Below are 17205 nucleotides of genomic sequence, written 5' to 3' on the forward strand. Positions count from 1 at the left end.
CGGGCTCTCATTGAACGGTCAGTGCGCCGTGCATGGTCGGGTGAAAAGTGCATCCGTACGAATAACTGCCGGCCTTGACCGGCTCATAAGACCATGACGCGTTGGCGGCAATGCTGCGGGAATCAAATGCATGGGTGCCGGCGGTCACGGTATGAGGAAAGACGTCCTTGTTGATCCACACAACACGGTCTCCTCGTTTCACAGTCAAGTTTGACGGATCGAACTGCATGTTTTCAATCGCGACGACGTAAGTCTTCGGCGCCGCCCCCGCGTTGGCCGACAACGATGCCAGCATTGCACAAGCGAGCGCCGCGTGTCTGAGCGTGGTATGGCCGGGCGAGCTGCTCCGCTTAACCACTGCTTTTCTCCAGCGATGCCTGCACATGCTTCGCATGCTCCAGATGTGCGACGAACGCAGGCCGCACTTTTACCAGCAGCGCTTTGAGCTCTTCGTTCTTCGCACTCGGTATCAGCGTTTTATCGAGCGCATCAAGCACATTCTCATGGTAGGTCACTTCGTGATCGATATACGCGCGATCGAACGCGGCGCCCTTCAGCTTCTTCAGCGCGGCGAGGTTTGCATCGCCACCCTGCTTGAGGCTTTGGCTCGTGCCGTTGTCCTCGGGCGTCACATTCAGTTTATGCACGAGATCGCTGGCCGATTTGTTGACCGCGCTGTGATCGGTGACCATCTGCTTCGCGAACGCCTTGACGTCGCTTGACTTCGAGCGTGACTCGGCGAGCTTTCCCGCGTCGATATCGACCTGATTGGCCGTGACGACGATGGCCGCGATCTGCGGATCCGTGGGCCCGGCGCTTTGTGCCCAGCTAGCGAGACTGATGAGCGCCAGTGCGCCCAGCCAGTGAGGGTGGATCAGTTTCATGCGGATTCTCCCGTTTAACCAGCATCGACCAACATTGCCTTGCATACGACGTTGGATGTCACGACGGAGAATCCTGTTCCCGGATGAGCGAGTACCTTCAGTGGCCGTGCCGCTCGCCGGCTGCGACCGGTGTCTGCTTCGACTGCCGGCTCAGCATCAGCGTGACGACAGCGGACAGCGCCAGCGTCGCGCCGACCACATACAGCCCCGCCGAATAACTTCCCGTCACGTTCTTGAGCCAGCCGATCGCGAACGGACCGACGAAGCCGCCGAGATTGCCGATCGAGTTGATCATCGCGATTCCCGCGGCCGCGCCGGCACCCGAGAGGAACATGCTCGGCATGGCCCACAGCGGCGCCTTCGCCGCACTGATGCCGATGTTCACGATCACGAGGGCCAGCACGATCATCAATGCGGTCGCGGCGTTGCCCGCAAACACAAAGCCAAGACAGGCGAGTACGCACGGAATGACGACGTGCCAGGTGCGCTCTTCGGTACGGTCCGAATGCCTCGCCCACAGGATCATTGCGATCACGGCGCCGATGCTCGGGATGCCTGCCAGCAGACCCGTTTCGAACGAGCCGAAGCCGTACTGCTTGATGATCAAAGGCGCCCACAAGCCGAGCGTGTACAAGCCCGCCGACGTGCCGAAGTAGATCAGCGCCAAAGCGAGAACGCGCGGATCGCGCAGCGCGCTCAGCGCACCGGCCGTGTGACCTGCATGCGACTGCCGCGCGTCGGCTTCCATCTTCAGCTTCGCGATCAGCCATTCGCGCTCTTCAGGCGCGAGCCATTGCGCCTTCGACGGCGTGTCCGTCAGGTACTTCAGCACAAAGAAGCCGAGGATGACCGCGGGCAACGCTTCGAGGATGTATAGCAGTTGCCAGTCCGCTAGACCGGCGATTGGCGGAAGCTTCATGATCGCGCCGGAAATGGGCGAGCCGATGGCGGTGGATATCGGCGCCGCGGCCATGAACCATGCGGCGGCGACCGCGCGCTGACGGGTCGGAAACCACAAGCTTAGATACAGGATGATGCCGGGAAAGAAGCCCGCTTCCGCAACACCCAGCAGAAAGCGCAGCGCATAGAAGCTGTTGGGCCCGACGACGAACGCGGACGCGAGCGAGACGATGCCCCAGGACACCATCACGCGCGCGATCCAGCGGCGCGCGCCGACCTTGTGAAGAATCAGGTTCGACGGAACTTCGAACAGGAAGTAGCCGATGAAGAAGAGGCCGCCGCCGAGTCCGAATGCAGTCGGTGAAAGACCGATGGCCTTGTTCATGGTGAGCGCGGCGAAACCCACGTTGACGCGGTCCAGAAAACTCACGAAGTACAGCAGCATCACAAACGGGATGATCCGCAGCATGAGCTTGCGGGACACCCGGCTTTCGAGGTCGGTCATGATTGTCTCCTCCTTTGGAGGCGTGAGCAGTGCTCTCTTGGGAAACGCAGGGCAGTGCAATGCGCAGGCGCGCCGCAGCCGTCGGATGCGGCCGTCGTGCGCGTGTTGTTGCGGTGCGCGTCGCGAACCGGTGTCGCGCGATGGCGGCTTACGCGGCGTTGGCAGTGGGCGCCGCTGCCTGCTCGATGAACGCGCAGACGGCCGCGGTCACCTGCGCGGTGGTCGCCGTGCCGCCGAGGTCGCCCGTATGCAGCGACTTGTCGGCCGTCACGGCTTCTACTGCCTGCATCACGCGTTTTGCGGCATCCAGTTCGCCCAGATGCTCGAGCAGCATCACGACCGACCAGAACGTGCCGACCGGATTGGCGAGACCCTTGCCCATGATGTCGAACGCGGAGCCGTGGATCGGCTCGAACATCGACGGAAAGCGGCGCTCGGGGTCGATGTTGCCGGTCGGCGCAATGCCCAGGCTGCCGGCGAGCGCGGCGGCGAGATCGCTGAGAATGTCCGCGTGCAGATTGGTGGCGACGATCGTATCGAGGCTCGCGGGACGGTTGATCATGCGGGCGGTCGATGCATCTACCAGTTCCTTGTCCCATGTGACGTCGGGAAATTCCTTGGAGACCTGTAGTGCGATCTCGTCCCACATCACCATTGCGTGACGTTGCGCGTTGCTTTTCGTAATCACGGTCAGCAGTTTGCGCGGACGGGACTGCGCGAGGCGGAACGCGAAACGCATGATGCGCTCGACGCCGGCACGCGTCATGATCGACACATCTGTCGCGGCTTCGATCGGATGACCCTGATGAACCCGGCCGCCCACGCCGGAATATTCGCCTTCCGAGTTCTCGCGAACGATTACCCAGTTCAGGTCTTCGGGCTTGCAGCGTTTCAACGGTGCGTCGATGCCGGGCAGGATGCGAGTCGGGCGCACGTTCGCGTACTGGTCGAAGCCCTGGCAGATCTTCAGGCGAAGACCCCACAGCGTGATGTGATCGGGAATGTCGGGGTCGCCTGCCGAGCCGAACAGGATCGCGTCCTTGTCGCGGATCGCGTCGAGCCCGTCCGCCGGCATCATCACGCCGTGCTTGCGGTGATAGTCGCCGCCCCAGTCAAAGTTCTCGAATTCGAATGCGAACGACTTCGTGGTCCTGGCTAGCGTTTCGAGGACTTGCGCGCCCGCCGGCACGACTTCCTTGCCGATGCCGTCGCCGGGAATGGTTGCGATGCGATAGGTGTGCATGTCTGCGGTCCTTCAGATGTTGTAGATGTGAGTGACTCTATCGATATCTGGGTGCAAAAACCGGTGCTAGACTCAAAGCATCTTTAACTTTCATTCACAAGTGAAACCGATGCGCGATACCGTTCAACCGGCCGATCTGAGCTTTTTTTCGACGCTCGCCGCGTCGGGCAGCCTGAGCGCGGCGGCGCGCGAGCTCGGGCTGACCGCGGCGGCCGTGAGCAAGCGGCTCACGCAGATGGAGAGCCGCGCCGGTGTGGCTCTCGTCAATCGCACCACGCGCCGAATGATGCTCACGCCCGAAGGCGAGTTGTATCTGGAGCGTGCGCGCAGGATTCTCGATGAAATAGACGAGCTCGCAGAGTTGCTCGGTTCGGCGAAAAAGAGTCCGAAGGGACTGCTGCGCGTGAATGCGACGCTTGGCTTCGGGCGCAGCCATGTGGCGCCAGCCATCTCGCGCTTTGTCGCGAAGTATCCGCAGGTGTCGGTTCAGCTACAGCTGTCGGTCACGCCGCCGCCGCTCACTGACGATACGTTCGACGTCTGTATCCGCTTCGGCGAGCCGCCCGATACGCGGGTGGTCGCGCGGCGCCTCGCGGGCAACCGGCGCGTGCTGTGCGCGGCGCCTTCGTACATCGCATCGCACGGCATGCCGATGACGCCGCACGATCTCACGCGGCATAACTGTATCGGCATCCGTCAGGGCGATGAAGCGTATGGCGTGTGGCGGCTGACTTCGGGCAAGGGCGCGTCGCGCAAGACCGAAGCGGTGCGGATCAAGGGCACGCTGACCACGAACGATGGCGAGATCGCGGTGAAGTGGGCGCTCGAGGGGCACGGCGTTCTGATGCGGGCGGAGTGGGACATCAAACAGTATCTGGCCGATGGCTCGCTTGTTGTCGTGCTGCCCGATCACGAGACGCCGAACGCGGATATTTTCGCGGTGTACTCGCAACGGCATCAGATGTCGAACCGTATTCGGGCGTTTGTGGATTTCATCGCGCGGGAGTTAGGGCAGGGGGCGGTGGGGTGAAGAGGCATAAGCCGTAGCGATGCAATGCTCTGTGCCGGGCGGCGGCACAACGTCGGTGTGCGGCTGACCGTACTACCGTTCGGCGCGTAGCTGAAGATCGAATGCATCTATGGAGCCGGACCGCGTCGACGCGCGCCACCATACTGCGCCGGCAAGCAGCGACAGCACCGCAGAGAACAGCAGCCCGGCGTGCATGCCGTCGCCGATCGCAGCGTGCCTCGCGATGAATGCCCCTGACGAAGCGACGCCAAGAGCCGCGCCCGTTTGGCGCGCCGCATTGAGCACGCCCGCCGCGATGCCCGCCTGATTGCGTTCGACGGACGCCATCATCGCCGCTGTGGTCACGGGTGTGATGAGGCTTGCAGCAAAACCGATGGCGGGCAGCGGTAGCGCAAGAAGCGCGTACGGCGCCGCCGGGCCGAGCGCCATCAGACCGAGATAGCCGCTCGCAGAAAGCAGACATGCGCTGACTACTAGCCATTTTGTGCCGATCCTGCCGGCTGCCCGCTTCGATAAAAAGCTGCCGACAGGGACGACAATCGTTAGCGGCAGGAAGGCGATGCCGGCCACCAGCGGCGTGTAGCCGAGCTGCCGCTGCAATAGCAGGCTCAGACTGAAGATCAAACCGTAGAAGGTGAACGCGGACACCATCGAGACGCATGCCGCGCCTGAGAAGACTGCGTTACTGAACAGATCGAGCGGCATCATCGGCTGCGCGTGGCGCGCTTCGATTGCAATGAACAGCGCAGCTACAACAAGCGCCGCTCCAAGGCATCCGATGATCGCAGCGGAAGTCCATCCGTAGTGCGGCGCATCGATGACGGCTATATTCAGCAGCGCAAGTGCTGCAATGCCGGCGAACTGCCCCGCGATGTCGAAACGGCGGCAGTTCGCGAGCTCCGCGCCAGCCGTATCGGCCCGCACCCGAAGACAGAGTGCAATCCCGATGATGCAGACCGGGACGTTGACCAGAAAGATGCTGCGCCAGCCGATCAGCGCAATCAGCATGCCGCCGACTAAAGGCCCGCACGCCATCGCCGCGCCGCCGAGTCCGGCCCAGATGCCGAACGCCGCTGCGCGCCGACGCGGATCGGGGCATGCGTTGTTGATGAGCGCCATCGAGGCGGGAACCAGCAGCGCGGCCCCGAGACCCTGAAAAGCGCGCCCGCCGACGAGCACCGCCAGGTTCGGGGCTGCGCCGCACAGTGCCGACGCCACCGTAAATACGGTTAATCCCGCAATGTAGACGTTGCGCGCACCGAGCCGGTCGCCGAACGTGCCGCCAGCCAACAGAAGGCTTGCGAATGTGAGCGTATATGCTGTCACGACCCACTGCAATCCGGCGACGCCGCCCGCAAGACTTGCCGCAATCCGTTCGAGTGCAACGTTGACGATCGACGTGTCGAGAATCACGATGACGTAGCTGATGCTCGTTGCCAATAGCACCCGCCGGTGCATGTCGTTGTCCATACCCGTGATAATCCTTTCGTCTGGTTGCGACAGTATCTGGCAGCCGCAGTGTTCGATGCTTCGATGCGCATCGAAACGTGCGGACGTCGAATTGCTCTAAGCTCCAACGAAGTCTTGGGGAATCGCTATGAACGTCCAGCCTAACCTGTCGGCAACCGCATTCCTGATCGCGGATGCCGCCCGCGCCGCGATCCTGATGGTGTTGGCCGATGGACGCGCACTGCCTGCGGGCGAACTGGCCTATGCAGCCGGCGTCACGCCGCAGACGGCCAGCAGTCATCTGACGAAATTGCTGGACGGCGGGCTGCTCGCGGTCGAACAACAGGGACGTCACCGCTATTACAGACTCGCCGATCCTCAGGTCGCGCAGGCGCTCGAATGCCTCGCGTCGATCGGGAAACGAGAGATGATTCGCCGCAAGCCATTGAGCCGCGACGCCCGCGAGTTGCGGTTTGCCCGTTGTTGCTACGATCATCTGGCCGGTAAGGCGGGCGTGCTTATCACCCAAGCGTTGATCGAGAAGGGCTTTCTCGCCGATGGCCCCGATAAGCGTCTGGACGTCACGCCGCGCGGCGCTGCGTGGTTCGGCGCGCTGGGGCTCGATTTGAGTGCGACGAAAGGCGGACGCCACGGAATTGCACGTCGATGCCTCGACTGGACAGAGCGGCAGCATCACCTCGCCGGGCCGCTAGGCGTTGCGTTGCTTGAACTGTTATGCAAAAAGGGCTGGGCGACGCGAAGCAAAGCGTCGCGGGCAGTGCAGATCACACCCGAGGGGTGGAAAGGATTGCGGCAGCAGTTGGGAATCACGCCGGAGGACGTCGAACAAGTAGGTGAAGAGAACGCCGCAGCGGTTGGCGTGTGATACTACTAACGGCAGCCATTCTCACCGACCGTTTCAGCGCAAGGGCATCCGCCATGACATACACGGTTAAAAGCATAGAGGACCTCGAGCAGATTTACGGAGAGGCGCACGAGCGCGCGCTGTGGAAAGAAATAGATTTCCTGAACAGCGACTATCAGGCGTTGGTGCGCGCTTCGCCGTTCGCCGTTTTATCGACCGTGAGCGAGAGCGGGACAGATGGTTCGCCGAAGGGAGACGCGCCCGGCTTCGTGCAGATACTCGACGAACGCACGTTGGCCTTGCCCGACCGGCCCGGCAACAATCGCATCGACAGTCTGAAAAATATCATTGCTGACCCGCGCGTGTCGTTGCTGTTTCTCGTGCCCGGCGTCGGCGAAACTTTGCGCGTCAACGGGCGTGCTGAAATATCAGTCGATCCGCAATTGCTGAAGCGCTTTGAGGTCCGCGAAAAACTGCCGCGCACGGTGCTCGTCGTGCATGTCGAGGCCGCATATTTCCATTGCTCGAAGGCATTGGTGCGCTCGGGCTTGTGGGACCCGGCGAGGCATGTCGACCGTGCAAGCTTGCCGAGTGCGGGAGATATGCATAAGCGCTTGAGCGGCGGCACGTTCGACGCTCAGCAATACGACGAAGAATTGCCGCAAAGAACGCTGGCGGGGCTTTACTGATCCGATAGCTGTCCGGCATCGAGCGCCTCGCGACATGATGACCGGAGGCCCGATAACTCACCCGCGCTTAAGCAAGCGTTAACCTCTGGCGTTTAAATTGGCGTGTCTACTCAGCTACACAAAAGGAGTGAGCGATGAAAGACAGCGCCAGGAACTTCGCTGAAGACGCCGTCAGCAAAGTACCGCAAGTGACGTTGGGCTTCTGGGTAATCAAGGTCGCGGCCACCACACTGGGCGAAACCGGCGGAGACTGGGTGTCGATGTCGCTGAATCTGGGTTACCTGATTGGGTCGGCGATCTTCCTCGTATTCTTCATCGCGCTCGTTTCCGCGCAGATCAAGGCGCGCGATTTCCGCCCGTTCCTTTATTGGGCGACCATCATCGCAACCACGACGCTTGGTACAACGATGGCCGACTTCGCGGATAGATCGCTCGGCATCGGCTATCCAGGAGGTGTCGCGGTAGTTGTCGCGTTGCTGGCGGCGAGCCTCGCGGTCTGGTATCGCTCGCAAGGCACGGTCTCGGTCGAAAGTATCGTCACGGCCAAAGCGGAATGGTTTTACTGGGTCACGATACTGTTCTCGCAAACCCTCGGCACGGCACTCGGAGACTGGGTCGCGGGCGAGGACCGCGGTGGTCTCGGTGCGGGCTACGAATATGGAGCGATGATTTTCGGCGCCGGCTTGCTCCTGGTAGCCGTCCTGTATTTCCGGTCGCGCGTGTCGCGCACGGCGCTTTTCTGGGCAGCGTTCATTCTGACACGTCCGCTCGGCGCGACGCTTGGCGATCTGCTCGATAAGCCCGTTGCCGAGGGCGGGCTGCACATCAGCCGCTTGTATGCGTCGGCGATTCTGCTGGTGTTTATCGTCGCCTGTATCTTGCTTTTGCCGCAACGCTCCGCGAGACGCGAGCCGGCTGTATAGCAATGCGTCGGACGCGACGCAAACTGAAACGCCCCTACAGAAGCAGGGGCGTTTCAATATTCGGCGGCGGCCGGCGCTAACTCTTGCGCCGGTACGAATCCGCTTTAGAACTTGTGACGCACGCCCACGCGGAACGCCAACTGATTGTCCGCTCCCGTGCCCGACGTGTTGAAGTAGCTCGTGCTCGAACCGATCTGCGCTTGCAGATCTTGCGTGCCGTTGCGACCCGCTGCGATCTGATAGATGCCGAGCGCGTACACGTCGGTACGCTTGCTCAACGCATAGTCGACGCTCAGATCGACCTGGTTCCAGTGGCCGCGATTCGCGTTGCCCAGATGCATGTACGTATAGCCCGCGCCTGCCGTCAGTGCCGGCGTGAACGCGTACTTGGCGCCCGCTTCGTATGCGGCGAACGTGGTCGCAGCGCCCGTGAGCGTTTCGAGGCGCGTGTTCGTGTACAACGCCCACAACGTCGCTGCGGCGATCGTGTAACGGCCGCCCACGCCGAACGTGCGCAGATCGCGGATATTGCCGGTCGTCACGTTTGCAATGGTCGTCGAGAATGCCGGCGTTGCCTGGCTCGGGTAGTGGATATCCGTATATGCCGCGCCCACGCCGAACGGACCGTTCGCGTAGTTCAGGCCGAAGCTGTAAGCACGCGACGAACCGGCGACCGGTGCTGCGGTCGTGCCCGTTGCCGGCGCGCCGGCGAATGCGCCAGCCTGGTTCGAGAAGCCATACATCGCGCCGAAAGTCAGGCCCGAGAAATTCGCGCTGCTGAACTTGACTGCATTGTTGATACGGCTGGACGTCAACTGGTCGACGTCGTTGATGTGATAAGCGTAGTTGCCCGCGACCGTCTGACCACCGGTCGAATAGTTGCCGCCGAGGTAATCGGTGGAGAACGAGTACTGGCGGCCGAACGTCAGCGAGCCGATGTTGTTCTTCGACAACCCGACATACGCCTGACGACCGAACATCGCGCCGCCCTGGCCGAGCGTGCCGTTACCGCTGTTAAAGCCATTTTCCAACACGAACAGCGCCTTCAGGCCGCCACCCAGATCTTCGGTGCCGCGCAGGCCCCAACGGCTGCCTTGAGCCACGCCGTCGTCGTATTTGAAGAGGTTGTCGTGACCGGTGGCGGTCTTCGAATTGTTCACGTAGCTGATACCGGCATCGATCACGCCATACAGCGAGACGCTGCTTTGTGCGTGGGCGGCGCTGGCGAAGACGGCGAGAGTAGCGGCGGTCAATAGTTGTTTGTTCAAAACGTTCTCCGATTAAAAATTGAGCGATCGCAACGCCATGCTCTTTGGTAAGGTCGTGCGACGGGCTGAAATTTAAGGGAACGCTGAGTAAGGTATGTGACAAGGGCATTCATTTTGAAATTTGTCGCGCGCACGCGACAGTCAATGGCATTCATGCGCGAATGGCGCGGTGCATTAGCGACGCGACGCATTACCGATTACGAAGCGCATTGCGTGCATAGTTTTTTTCTTCCCCACTCATATAAGCGTGTGAAAAACGATTGCTTTCAGGGCGCCGTCGCTGCATGCGACGATGCGCGCCCATCAATCAAACCGCTCATTGGGGAAACGCATGCAACGCCGCACTATCATCGCAAATCTGCTCGCAGTGGCCAGTGTCGCCGCTCTTTCGCTCACGGCAACGTTTGCGCATGCGAACGGCAAGCAGCTCAAGGTCGGCACCATGAGCGGACCGGATGCGCAGATCTGGTCGGTCGTGACGAAACTGGCGGCGCGCGAGGGGCTCAACGTGAAGGTGATCGAATTCAACGACTACGTGCAGCCGAACGCGGCACTGGACGCGGGCGACCTCGACGCTAACGGTTTTCAGCATCAGCCGTTTCTGGATAGCCAGATCAGGCAGCGCGGCTACAAGATCGTCAATGTCGGGTTGACTTATGTATCGCCAATGGGCCTTTATTCGAAGAAGCTCAAGTCGCTGAAGGACTTGCCGGAAGGGGCGAAGGTCGGCATACAGAATGATCCGTCCAATGGCAACCGCGCATTGCTCCTGCTACAGAAATACGGTGTCATCAAGCTGAAGCCGGGCGCCGGCACGAACGGCGTCAATGCGACGCCGCTCGATGTCGCGGAGAACCCGAAAAAGATCAGGCTTGTCGAACTCGATGCCGCGCAATTGCCGCGCGCGCTGGACGACCTCGACGCGGCGTCGATCAATACCGACTATGCAGTGAAGGCGATTATTCCCGCATTTTAAAGCGCTCTTCAGGTCTTTCCAGGCGCCTTCATGGCGCCTTCTCTTTGGCCCTCGTGTGCGGCAAATCAGTTGCTCAATAGAGAGCCGCTTCGAAACGCGGTCGCACCGGCAATGCGCGCGAATTCGAGGCCAGCCGTGGCAAAGCGCGTCAGATGCCGCGCATACAGCACGCCCGCGACGCTACTCTTGAGCGTGACGACCCGATCCGTCAACGGATCGACGATGTCTGCGATTTCATGGCCCACGTCGACCCATGTACCCACTTCGCAGCGATACACGAGCACGCCGCTGATCGGCGCGACAATCGGCTCCGCGCCGGCAAGCGGCGTGGCCGCAAATTCTAGCGGCGGCAGCGGCGCGGCCGTGCCTTCGATCACGCCACGCGAGGTCAGGTATTCGATGATCGCCTGTGCGTCGCGCTCCGCATACTCGTAAGACACTTCGCGCTGGCCGCGCAATTCGATGGTGACCGAAATTGAGCCGTTCGGAATCGGAAAACGCTCGCCGAAACGGCCACGCAGATCTGACCAGCAGAAGCTGTGGATCTCGTCGAACGGATTGCCCACCGAATTCAGTGCAAGGAGCGAGGCCTTCGCATCGAGATAACGCGCAAGCGGTTCCACTTCGGGCCACAGGTCAGGGTTCGTGTACAGATGCATTGCAGCTTCCCAGTCGCAATGCAGATCGAGCACCACGTCTGCGTCGTACGACAGCTTTTGCAACGCGAGACGTTGGGATTCGAGTTCCGTAGCGGGCGTTTGCGCGTCGAGCGCCTCGCGCATCGCGGTGCGGATGGCTTTGCGGTTGGCGTCGATGTTATCCGTGAGACGTTGTTCGATCACCGGCGAGACTAACGCCGACAGATCATGGAAATTGCGGTTGAAGTTCTGCGCGGTGTTGGTTTCGAAGCGACCGGTGAGATGACCGAGAAAGTGCTGATTGAGCCCAATCGGATTGGCCACCGGCACGATCACGACTTCGCCGCGCAGCTTGCCGGCATCTTCCAATGCCGCAAGCTTGCGGCGCAATTCCCACGAGACGAGCATGCCCGGCAATTCGTCGGCATGCAGCGACGACTGGATATAGATCTTCTGCTCGCCGCCGGGACCGTAATGGAAACTCGTCAGGTTGCGGGCGGTGCCGAGCGTGGGCGCAATCAGCGGATGGGATTGGGTTTGCATGGTGGTCGAATTCGCGGGAAAGTGCGGCGCGCCGCTATCTCGTTGATTAGAGGGGAAAAGCTTTAATGGCGCCAGTCGGTCATAGCAGCCCGGCGGCGCATCGATCGCACGATCTTAGCCGATACGGCGTGATGCGTGGTTTTGCCGCCCAGAAAACCAAACGGGCCCCGCGTGTGGCGGAGCCCGTTCCGGCGAGCCGTTCAGCGCGGCGCTAGACGCGCGTGGCGGGCCTGGTCGTCGACATATAAGCCGGAGTATTAGCTGCCGTACACGTCGAAGTCGAAGTACTTCTTCTCGAGCTTCTTGTAGGTGCCGTCCTTGATGATGTCGGCGATTGCCTTGTCGACCTTTGCCTTCAGGTCCGTATCTTCCTTGCGCATGCCGATGCCCGCGCCGTTGCCGAGAATCTTCGGATCGTCGAGGTTCTTGCCGACGAAGTCGAAGCCCGCGCCGCGCGGCGTCTTCAGGAAGCCGATTTCAGCTTGCACCGCATCTTGCAGCGCCGCGTCGAGACGGCCCGACAGCAAGTCGGCATACACCTGGTCCTGGTTCTGATACGGCACGACCTTCGTGCCCTTCGGTTCCCAGTAGGTCTTCGCGTAGGTTTCCTGGATTGTGCCCTGTTCGACGCCAACCGTCTTGCCCTTCAGCGATTCAGCCGTCGGCACGATGCCCGAACCCTTCTTCGCGACGAGGCGCGTCGGCGTGTTGAACAGCTTCGACGAGAAGGCGATCTGTTCGGCGCGTTGCGGCGTCATGGACATCGACGACAGTACGCCGTCGAACTTTTTGGCCTTCAAAGCCGGGATCATGCCGTCGAAATCGTTTTCGACCCACACGCATTTGGCCTTCAGGCGCGCGCAGATTTCATTGCCGAGGTCGATGTCGAAGCCAACGAGCTTGCCGTCGGAGCCTTTGGACTCGAACGGGGGATAGCTGGCATCGACGCCAAAACGGATGGTGGACCAATCTTTAGCGTGTGCGCCAATCGAGACGGTGGCAAGCAGAGCAACCGTCAAAGCCGCTAGCAGTTTTTTCACTGTTTTACTCCTCGGTGTAGTTCAAATACTCCCGCATGCGGTTGTGCCGCTGCGGGAAACCCGGCGCGACTTACGACCGGGCTTGGGTTGAAGCCGCCGGCCGGGGCGGCCAGCAGCGCGCGCCAAGCTTATCAGTTCAAAAATATTGGGTAGTTAGTGAAACACCGGATGGCGCATGAACGACGTGCCTAAAGTAGAGGCTCTGCTGCCGGGTCCGCGTCGCGGTTCGATGCGCGTTGCATCGATATGTCGCGCTGCGCTTCGAATATCGTAATGCCGCCGTAATGCGAATCGTTAAATGATATTTGTCAATGATGCGCCATTTTGAATCGTCGCAATGATTAAAGAAAGTTAAGTGCTTGCCGTTATCAACGATGAATACCCGTCGTGTCCCGCCGAGGGTCAGTTATTTGTGCGCATTGACGCGGTAAGGAAACCAAAAACGTATTGCTTGGCGCTATCATCGTTGCTCCTCACGCTCGCCATCCAGCGCAAAGAGCGGTTCTGTCTGAGGAAACGTCTCCGTATTGATTCGCGAGTCATTCACGCGGGCATGTGCTCGCCGGAACTGCCTTCTGCTAAACGGTGTTGCGTATGCACATGATTTCGACGGCAGATGAAATGCGCTGTTATAAGCGGCACGGTCAGTGGCGAATTGCGCTTGCGTCATTACGGGCACCGTTAGCCGTGCGCGGCGGTTGCGGCGTTTTGTTCCGGCTCGTCTTGAGCGCGTTTCTCTGCTTCGGGTTGCTATCGGGCGCATCGGCCGAAGCGGCGAAAAAGGTCTTGCATGTGCTCGCATGGCCCGGTTACGCCGACGCCGACGTGGTCAAGACCTTCGAGACACGCTACGACGTGAAAGTGGAAGTCACGCTCGTCGATTCGGACGAAGCGTTGTGGGCCCAGATGCACGCGAAAAATGCGCCGCGTTTCGACGTGCTCGCGGCCAACACCGCGGAAATCGAGCGCTATACGCACGCCAATCTGCTGGCGCCGCTCGATCTGCAAAGCCTACCCAACACCAGAAGACAATTACCGCGTTTTCAGGCTCGCTCGGCGATTGCGGGAATCGTCTCGGACGGCAAGGTCTACGCAATTCCGTTTACCTATTCGTCGATGGGTCTTATCTACGACCGCAAACAGGTCGCGGTCGCGCCGCGCTCGATGCGCGAACTCTGGAACCCGCGATACCGCGGCAAGGTACTCGACTTCAATAGCGCCCAGCACAATTTCTCGTTCACGGCGCTCGCCCTGGGTTATCCCGATCCTTTCAATCTGAACGCGACGCAAATGCGCGCGATCGCGCACAAGCTCGTCGACCTGCGGCGCAATCTGCTGACCTATTACACGTTGCCCGAAGAGGCGACGGCGTTTTTCATTCAGCATAACGTCGCGCTGATGTTCGGCAACTACGGCACGCAGCAGGTGGAATTGCTGCGGCGCGCGGGCGCCGATGTGGGCTATGTGATTCCCGAAGAAGGCGCGCTCGCCTGGCTCGATTGCTGGTCGATGACGCGTGCGACCGCTGATCCGGTGCTCGCTCACGCATGGATCAACTACATGCTCGAACCGGATGTGAGCCGGTTGCTGACACAGCGGCAGGGGCTTGCGAACACGTTGACTGATCCGGCTGCGAATAGCGATAAAGCTCGTATCGTATGGATCGGGCCGGTCGAAAATATTCAACGGCGCGAGGATCTGTGGGCCAGAATCGTGTCCGGTGACCGCTCGGAGCGCTTCTGATGATCCGCCCCGGCCTCACCTTCAAGCTCTCGCTTTTGCTTGCGTGCATCGGCGTGCTGGCATCGGGCGCGACCGGCTATTACGCGTATCACGCGAACCGGACGATGCTGGTGAAGGAAGCCGGGCGCAGTTTGCTGACCTCGACGGAACTGTTGGGCCAGCGCTTTTCCGCGTCGATCGACGACGTCGGCGCCGACGCGCTCGTGCTCGCGAGCTTGCCCTCGTCGGCCCAGGTCGCAGCGACCGATGAAGGATCGGGCGCCAATGCTTCGCGCGAACGGCTCGCGCAGGTGTATTCGAGCTTTATGATCCATCACGCCGAATACCTGCAAGTCCGGCTTATTAGCCGCGCGCATCATGGCCTCGAAATCATTCGCTTCGACCGCGACGCCGACGGACTGATGCGCGTGGACGGCGGCGATCTGCAGGAGAAAGGCCAGTTTCCGTATGTGTTCGAGCCGCTCGCGTTTTCACCCGGACGCATCTATACGTCGCCGATTTCCGTCAATCACGAATATGGCGCACATGCGGCACAGGGCAAACCGACGCTGCGCATCGGCACGCCCGTCGCCAATCCGCAAGGCGCGGTGGTGGGCGTGGTGGTGATCGACATCAATCTGACGGATTTGCTCAAGCGCCTGCAAAGCGATTTGCCGAGCGATTATCAGGTCTATCTCGCCAATGAATGGGGCGACTTCCTCGTTCACCCGGACGCGTCCAAAACATTCGGCTTCGACACTGGCCGCCGCGTGCTGATGCAGGACAGCTTCGCCGTCACCAAGCCGCTTTTCGAACAGAAGGAGAGCGAAGTACTCGTGAACGGCCTCGCGCGTCCGCGCCAGGCAGAGGGGCAGGTGCTCGCCTTCGTGCGCAGGCCGTTCGGCGCGTCCGAGGGCAATCGCTTCATCGTGCTCGGGCTCGGCAAGCCGCTCGAAGACGTGCTGTCCGGCGCGGATCTGTTAGGCGGCAGCATCATCCGCATGGTGCTGATCTTTAGCGCGCTTGCACTTCTGCTCGCGATTCTTTTCGCACGGGCGCTTACCAAGCCGCTGCATATCCTCGCGTATGCAGCGACGCATCTCTTCGCCGAACACGCAATGGAAACATTGCCGCTCAAACGCACCGACGAAATTGGCATACTCGCGCGCTGCTTCGATCGTCTGCGCCGCGAAATCAGATCGCAGATGGACGCGCTGCACGTCAAGCAGCGCGAGCTCGTGCATCTCGCCACGCACGACGTGCTGACCGGATTGCCGAATCGCATGCTGTTCATGGAGAAGCTCGAACGCGCGATCGACGATGCGACGCGCCGCCGTGAAGGACTCGCGGTGCTGTTCGTGGATCTCGACCGCTTCAAGCAGATCAACGATCAGTTCGGCCATGCCGTCGGCGACAAGGTGCTCGTTGCAGTCGCGCTGCGGCTCAAGCAGGTGCTGCACGCCGCGGATGTCGTCGCGCGTCTTGGCGGCGACGAATTCATCGTGCTGATCGAGGGGCCGCGTTCGGCGGAAGCTGCGCCGGGCATCGCGTCGCGCATCATGACCACGCTCAACGAAGAGATCGTGATGGACGGCCAGGGCATGACGGTGGGCGCGAGCATTGGCATCAGCCAGTTTCCCGACGATAGCGGCACGGCGGAGGAACTGTTGCTGAACGCCGACGCCGCGATGTACGCAGCGAAATCGGGGGGGCGCTGCGCGTATTTGCGTTATCGCGACGTGCTCGAAGCGCGCCGGCGCCAGCAGGCGGAGCAGGTCGAAGCCGTGCACGCGCAAGCCGGCGAGGGCCCCGCCGAGGGACGCGAGACCAAGCCGACGGCTTGACGCACACGCAAATCGAACCGGAGCGAGTGCCGTTGTCCACGTGAAAACGTCACGCCAGGCGGGCCCCGCAAACCTTCGTGTTGTGGCAAAGTGTCCCGTTTCAATGCGACGAGGGTGAGGGGCCAATGACAGGTCGCCTGGTCTACGTGATGGGGCCGTCCGGCGCGGGTAAGGATGCGTTGTTGGGTTTTGCGCGCAAGCGCCTCGCGGGCGAGCCGATTCTTTTCGCGCATCGTTACATTACGCGGCCAAGCGGCAATGGCGAAGAACATATCGCGCTCAGCGTCGAGGAATTCGCCGCACGTTCTCTGCTGGGGCTGTTCGCGCTCGAATGGTCGAGTCATTCGCTTCACTACGGCGTCGGTATCGAGCTCGATGCGTGGCTCGCGCGCGGTTGCACGGTTGTCGTCAATGGATCGCGTCAGCATTTGCATCATGCTTTGGCTCGCTATCCTCATACCGAAGTCGTGCACGTGAATGCCGCGCCGCATATTCTCGAAGCGCGTCTCGGCGCACGGGCGCGTGAATCGGCGGAACAGGTGGCCGCGCGGCTCGCACGGCACGCGCCTTTCTCTGTGCCCGATGGCGTTCGCTGCGAGTCCATCGACAACTCCGGCGAGCTCGAAGAGGCGGGCCATGCGCTGATCGCATTCCTCAAGGCGCAAGCCGGGCTATAGTTGTTGCCT

The 17205-nt window shown here is 61.2% G+C and carries 15 protein-coding genes and 1 pseudogene; 8 read left to right on the plus strand and 8 right to left on the minus strand.

The genetic code is table 11. From position 1 onward, the window contains the following. Window positions 1-7: 7 nt before the first annotated feature. The 4 genes from F759_RS38285 to F759_RS0122655 all read right to left on the minus strand — a co-directional run bounded on the left by F759_RS38285 (window position 8) and on the right by F759_RS0122655 (window position 3532). On the minus strand, window positions 8-358 hold the full coding sequence (locus tag F759_RS38285) for a cupredoxin domain-containing protein (RefSeq protein WP_027801874.1): 351 nt from the start codon (window positions 356-358) through the stop codon (window positions 8-10). Beyond that, entirely contained in the window at window positions 351-884 is a 534-nt protein-coding gene (locus F759_RS0122645; protein WP_027801875.1) for a DUF4142 domain-containing protein, read from the minus strand. The genes F759_RS38285 and F759_RS0122645 overlap by 8 nt, the downstream gene beginning before the upstream one ends. A 97-nt stretch (window positions 885-981) precedes the next feature. Then, on the minus strand, window positions 982-2292 hold the full coding sequence (locus F759_RS0122650) for an MFS transporter (RefSeq protein ID WP_027801876.1): 1311 nt from the start codon (window positions 2290-2292) through the stop codon (window positions 982-984). Window positions 2293-2437: 145 nt separating this feature from the next. After that, window positions 2438-3532: a tartrate dehydrogenase gene (locus F759_RS0122655; protein WP_027801877.1), complete on the minus strand. Its 1095-nt coding sequence runs from the start codon at window positions 3530-3532 to the stop codon at window positions 2438-2440. A gap of 109 nt (window positions 3533-3641) precedes the next feature. Between F759_RS0122655 and F759_RS0122660 the strand changes: the two genes are divergently transcribed. Then, complete coding sequence (locus tag F759_RS0122660) at window positions 3642-4562, plus strand: LysR substrate-binding domain-containing protein (RefSeq protein ID WP_027801878.1); 921 nt, start codon at window positions 3642-3644, stop codon at window positions 4560-4562. A gap of 72 nt (window positions 4563-4634) precedes the next feature. On the opposite strand, the gene F759_RS0122665 is transcribed toward F759_RS0122660, so the two are convergent. Then, on the minus strand, window positions 4635-6032 hold the full coding sequence (locus F759_RS0122665) for an MFS transporter (protein ID WP_027801879.1): 1398 nt from the start codon (window positions 6030-6032) through the stop codon (window positions 4635-4637). Between the two features lie 127 nt (window positions 6033-6159). On the opposite strand from F759_RS0122665, the gene F759_RS38290 reads away from it, so the two are divergent. From F759_RS38290 to F759_RS0122680, 3 genes are all read left to right on the plus strand, one after another. Continuing rightward, a complete protein-coding gene (locus tag F759_RS38290; RefSeq protein ID WP_036025012.1) occupies window positions 6160-6897 on the plus strand; it encodes an ArsR/SmtB family transcription factor in 738 nt (245 codons plus the stop codon). A gap of 53 nt (window positions 6898-6950) precedes the next feature. Next, window positions 6951-7565 (plus strand): pyridoxamine 5'-phosphate oxidase family protein, encoded by a 615-nt coding sequence (locus F759_RS0122675; protein WP_027801880.1) that lies wholly within the window; start codon window positions 6951-6953, stop codon window positions 7563-7565. Between the two features lie 134 nt (window positions 7566-7699). Beyond that, window positions 7700-8488 (plus strand): COG4705 family protein, encoded by a 789-nt coding sequence (locus F759_RS0122680; RefSeq protein WP_027801881.1) that lies wholly within the window; start codon window positions 7700-7702, stop codon window positions 8486-8488. Between the two features lie 104 nt (window positions 8489-8592). Here F759_RS0122680 and F759_RS0122685 read toward each other — a convergent pair whose 3' ends face one another. Further along, window positions 8593-9756, minus strand: coding sequence for a porin (locus F759_RS0122685; RefSeq protein ID WP_027801882.1), 1164 nt, complete (start codon window positions 9754-9756; stop codon window positions 8593-8595). 331 nt (window positions 9757-10087) lie between these two features. Here F759_RS0122685 and F759_RS38295 point away from each other — a divergent pair. Then, window positions 10088-10714, plus strand: a pseudogene (locus F759_RS38295) (MetQ/NlpA family ABC transporter substrate-binding protein); the annotation flags it as partial. A gap of 83 nt (window positions 10715-10797) precedes the next feature. On the opposite strand, the gene F759_RS0122695 reads toward F759_RS38295, so the two are convergent. Continuing rightward, on the minus strand, window positions 10798-11913 hold the full coding sequence (locus F759_RS0122695; RefSeq protein WP_027801883.1) for a succinylglutamate desuccinylase/aspartoacylase family protein: 1116 nt from the start codon (window positions 11911-11913) through the stop codon (window positions 10798-10800). Between the two features lie 257 nt (window positions 11914-12170). Then, window positions 12171-12953, minus strand: a complete 783-nt coding sequence (locus F759_RS0122700; protein ID WP_027801884.1) for an ABC transporter substrate-binding protein — start codon at window positions 12951-12953, stop codon at window positions 12171-12173. 594 nt (window positions 12954-13547) lie between these two features. Here F759_RS0122700 and F759_RS0122705 point away from each other — a divergent pair. The 3 genes from F759_RS0122705 to phnN all read left to right on the plus strand — a co-directional run bounded on the left by F759_RS0122705 (window position 13548) and on the right by phnN (window position 17196). Beyond that, window positions 13548-14696, plus strand: coding sequence for an extracellular solute-binding protein (locus tag F759_RS0122705; protein WP_027801885.1), 1149 nt, complete (start codon window positions 13548-13550; stop codon window positions 14694-14696). Continuing rightward, window positions 14696-16519, plus strand: coding sequence for a sensor domain-containing diguanylate cyclase (locus F759_RS0122710; protein WP_027801886.1), 1824 nt, complete (start codon window positions 14696-14698; stop codon window positions 16517-16519). The genes F759_RS0122705 and F759_RS0122710 overlap by 1 nt, the downstream gene beginning before the upstream one ends. 125 nt (window positions 16520-16644) lie before the next feature. Next, window positions 16645-17196, plus strand: coding sequence for a phosphonate metabolism protein/1,5-bisphosphokinase (PRPP-forming) PhnN (gene phnN, locus F759_RS0122715; RefSeq protein ID WP_027801887.1), 552 nt, complete (start codon window positions 16645-16647; stop codon window positions 17194-17196). The last annotated feature ends 9 nt before the right edge of the window (window positions 17197-17205 follow it).

Origin of the sequence: Paraburkholderia dilworthii (assembly GCF_000472525.1) — a bacterium.
Lineage (GTDB): Bacteria > Pseudomonadota > Gammaproteobacteria > Burkholderiales > Burkholderiaceae > Paraburkholderia > Paraburkholderia dilworthii.

Coding starts and splice junctions, on each gene's coding strand:
- F759_RS0122675 (WP_027801880.1), top strand. CDS start 6,951: ATGACATACACGGTTAAAAGCATAGAGGACCTCGAGCAGATTTACGGA.
- F759_RS0122660 (WP_027801878.1), top strand. CDS start 3,642: ATGCGCGATACCGTTCAACCGGCCGATCTGAGCTTTTTTTCGACGCTC.
- F759_RS0122665 (WP_027801879.1), bottom strand. CDS start 6,032: ATGGACAACGACATGCACCGGCGGGTGCTATTGGCAACGAGCATCAGC.
- F759_RS0122705 (WP_027801885.1), top strand. CDS start 13,548: ATGCACATGATTTCGACGGCAGATGAAATGCGCTGTTATAAGCGGCAC.
- F759_RS0122710 (WP_027801886.1), top strand. CDS start 14,696: ATGATCCGCCCCGGCCTCACCTTCAAGCTCTCGCTTTTGCTTGCGTGC.
- F759_RS0122645 (WP_027801875.1), bottom strand. CDS start 884: ATGAAACTGATCCACCCTCACTGGCTGGGCGCACTGGCGCTCATCAGT.
- F759_RS0122695 (WP_027801883.1), bottom strand. CDS start 11,913: ATGCAAACCCAATCCCATCCGCTGATTGCGCCCACGCTCGGCACCGCC.
- F759_RS0122655 (WP_027801877.1), bottom strand. CDS start 3,532: ATGCACACCTATCGCATCGCAACCATTCCCGGCGACGGCATCGGCAAG.
- F759_RS38290 (WP_036025012.1), top strand. CDS start 6,160: ATGAACGTCCAGCCTAACCTGTCGGCAACCGCATTCCTGATCGCGGAT.
- F759_RS0122680 (WP_027801881.1), top strand. CDS start 7,700: ATGAAAGACAGCGCCAGGAACTTCGCTGAAGACGCCGTCAGCAAAGTA.
- phnN (WP_027801887.1), top strand. CDS start 16,645: ATGACAGGTCGCCTGGTCTACGTGATGGGGCCGTCCGGCGCGGGTAAG.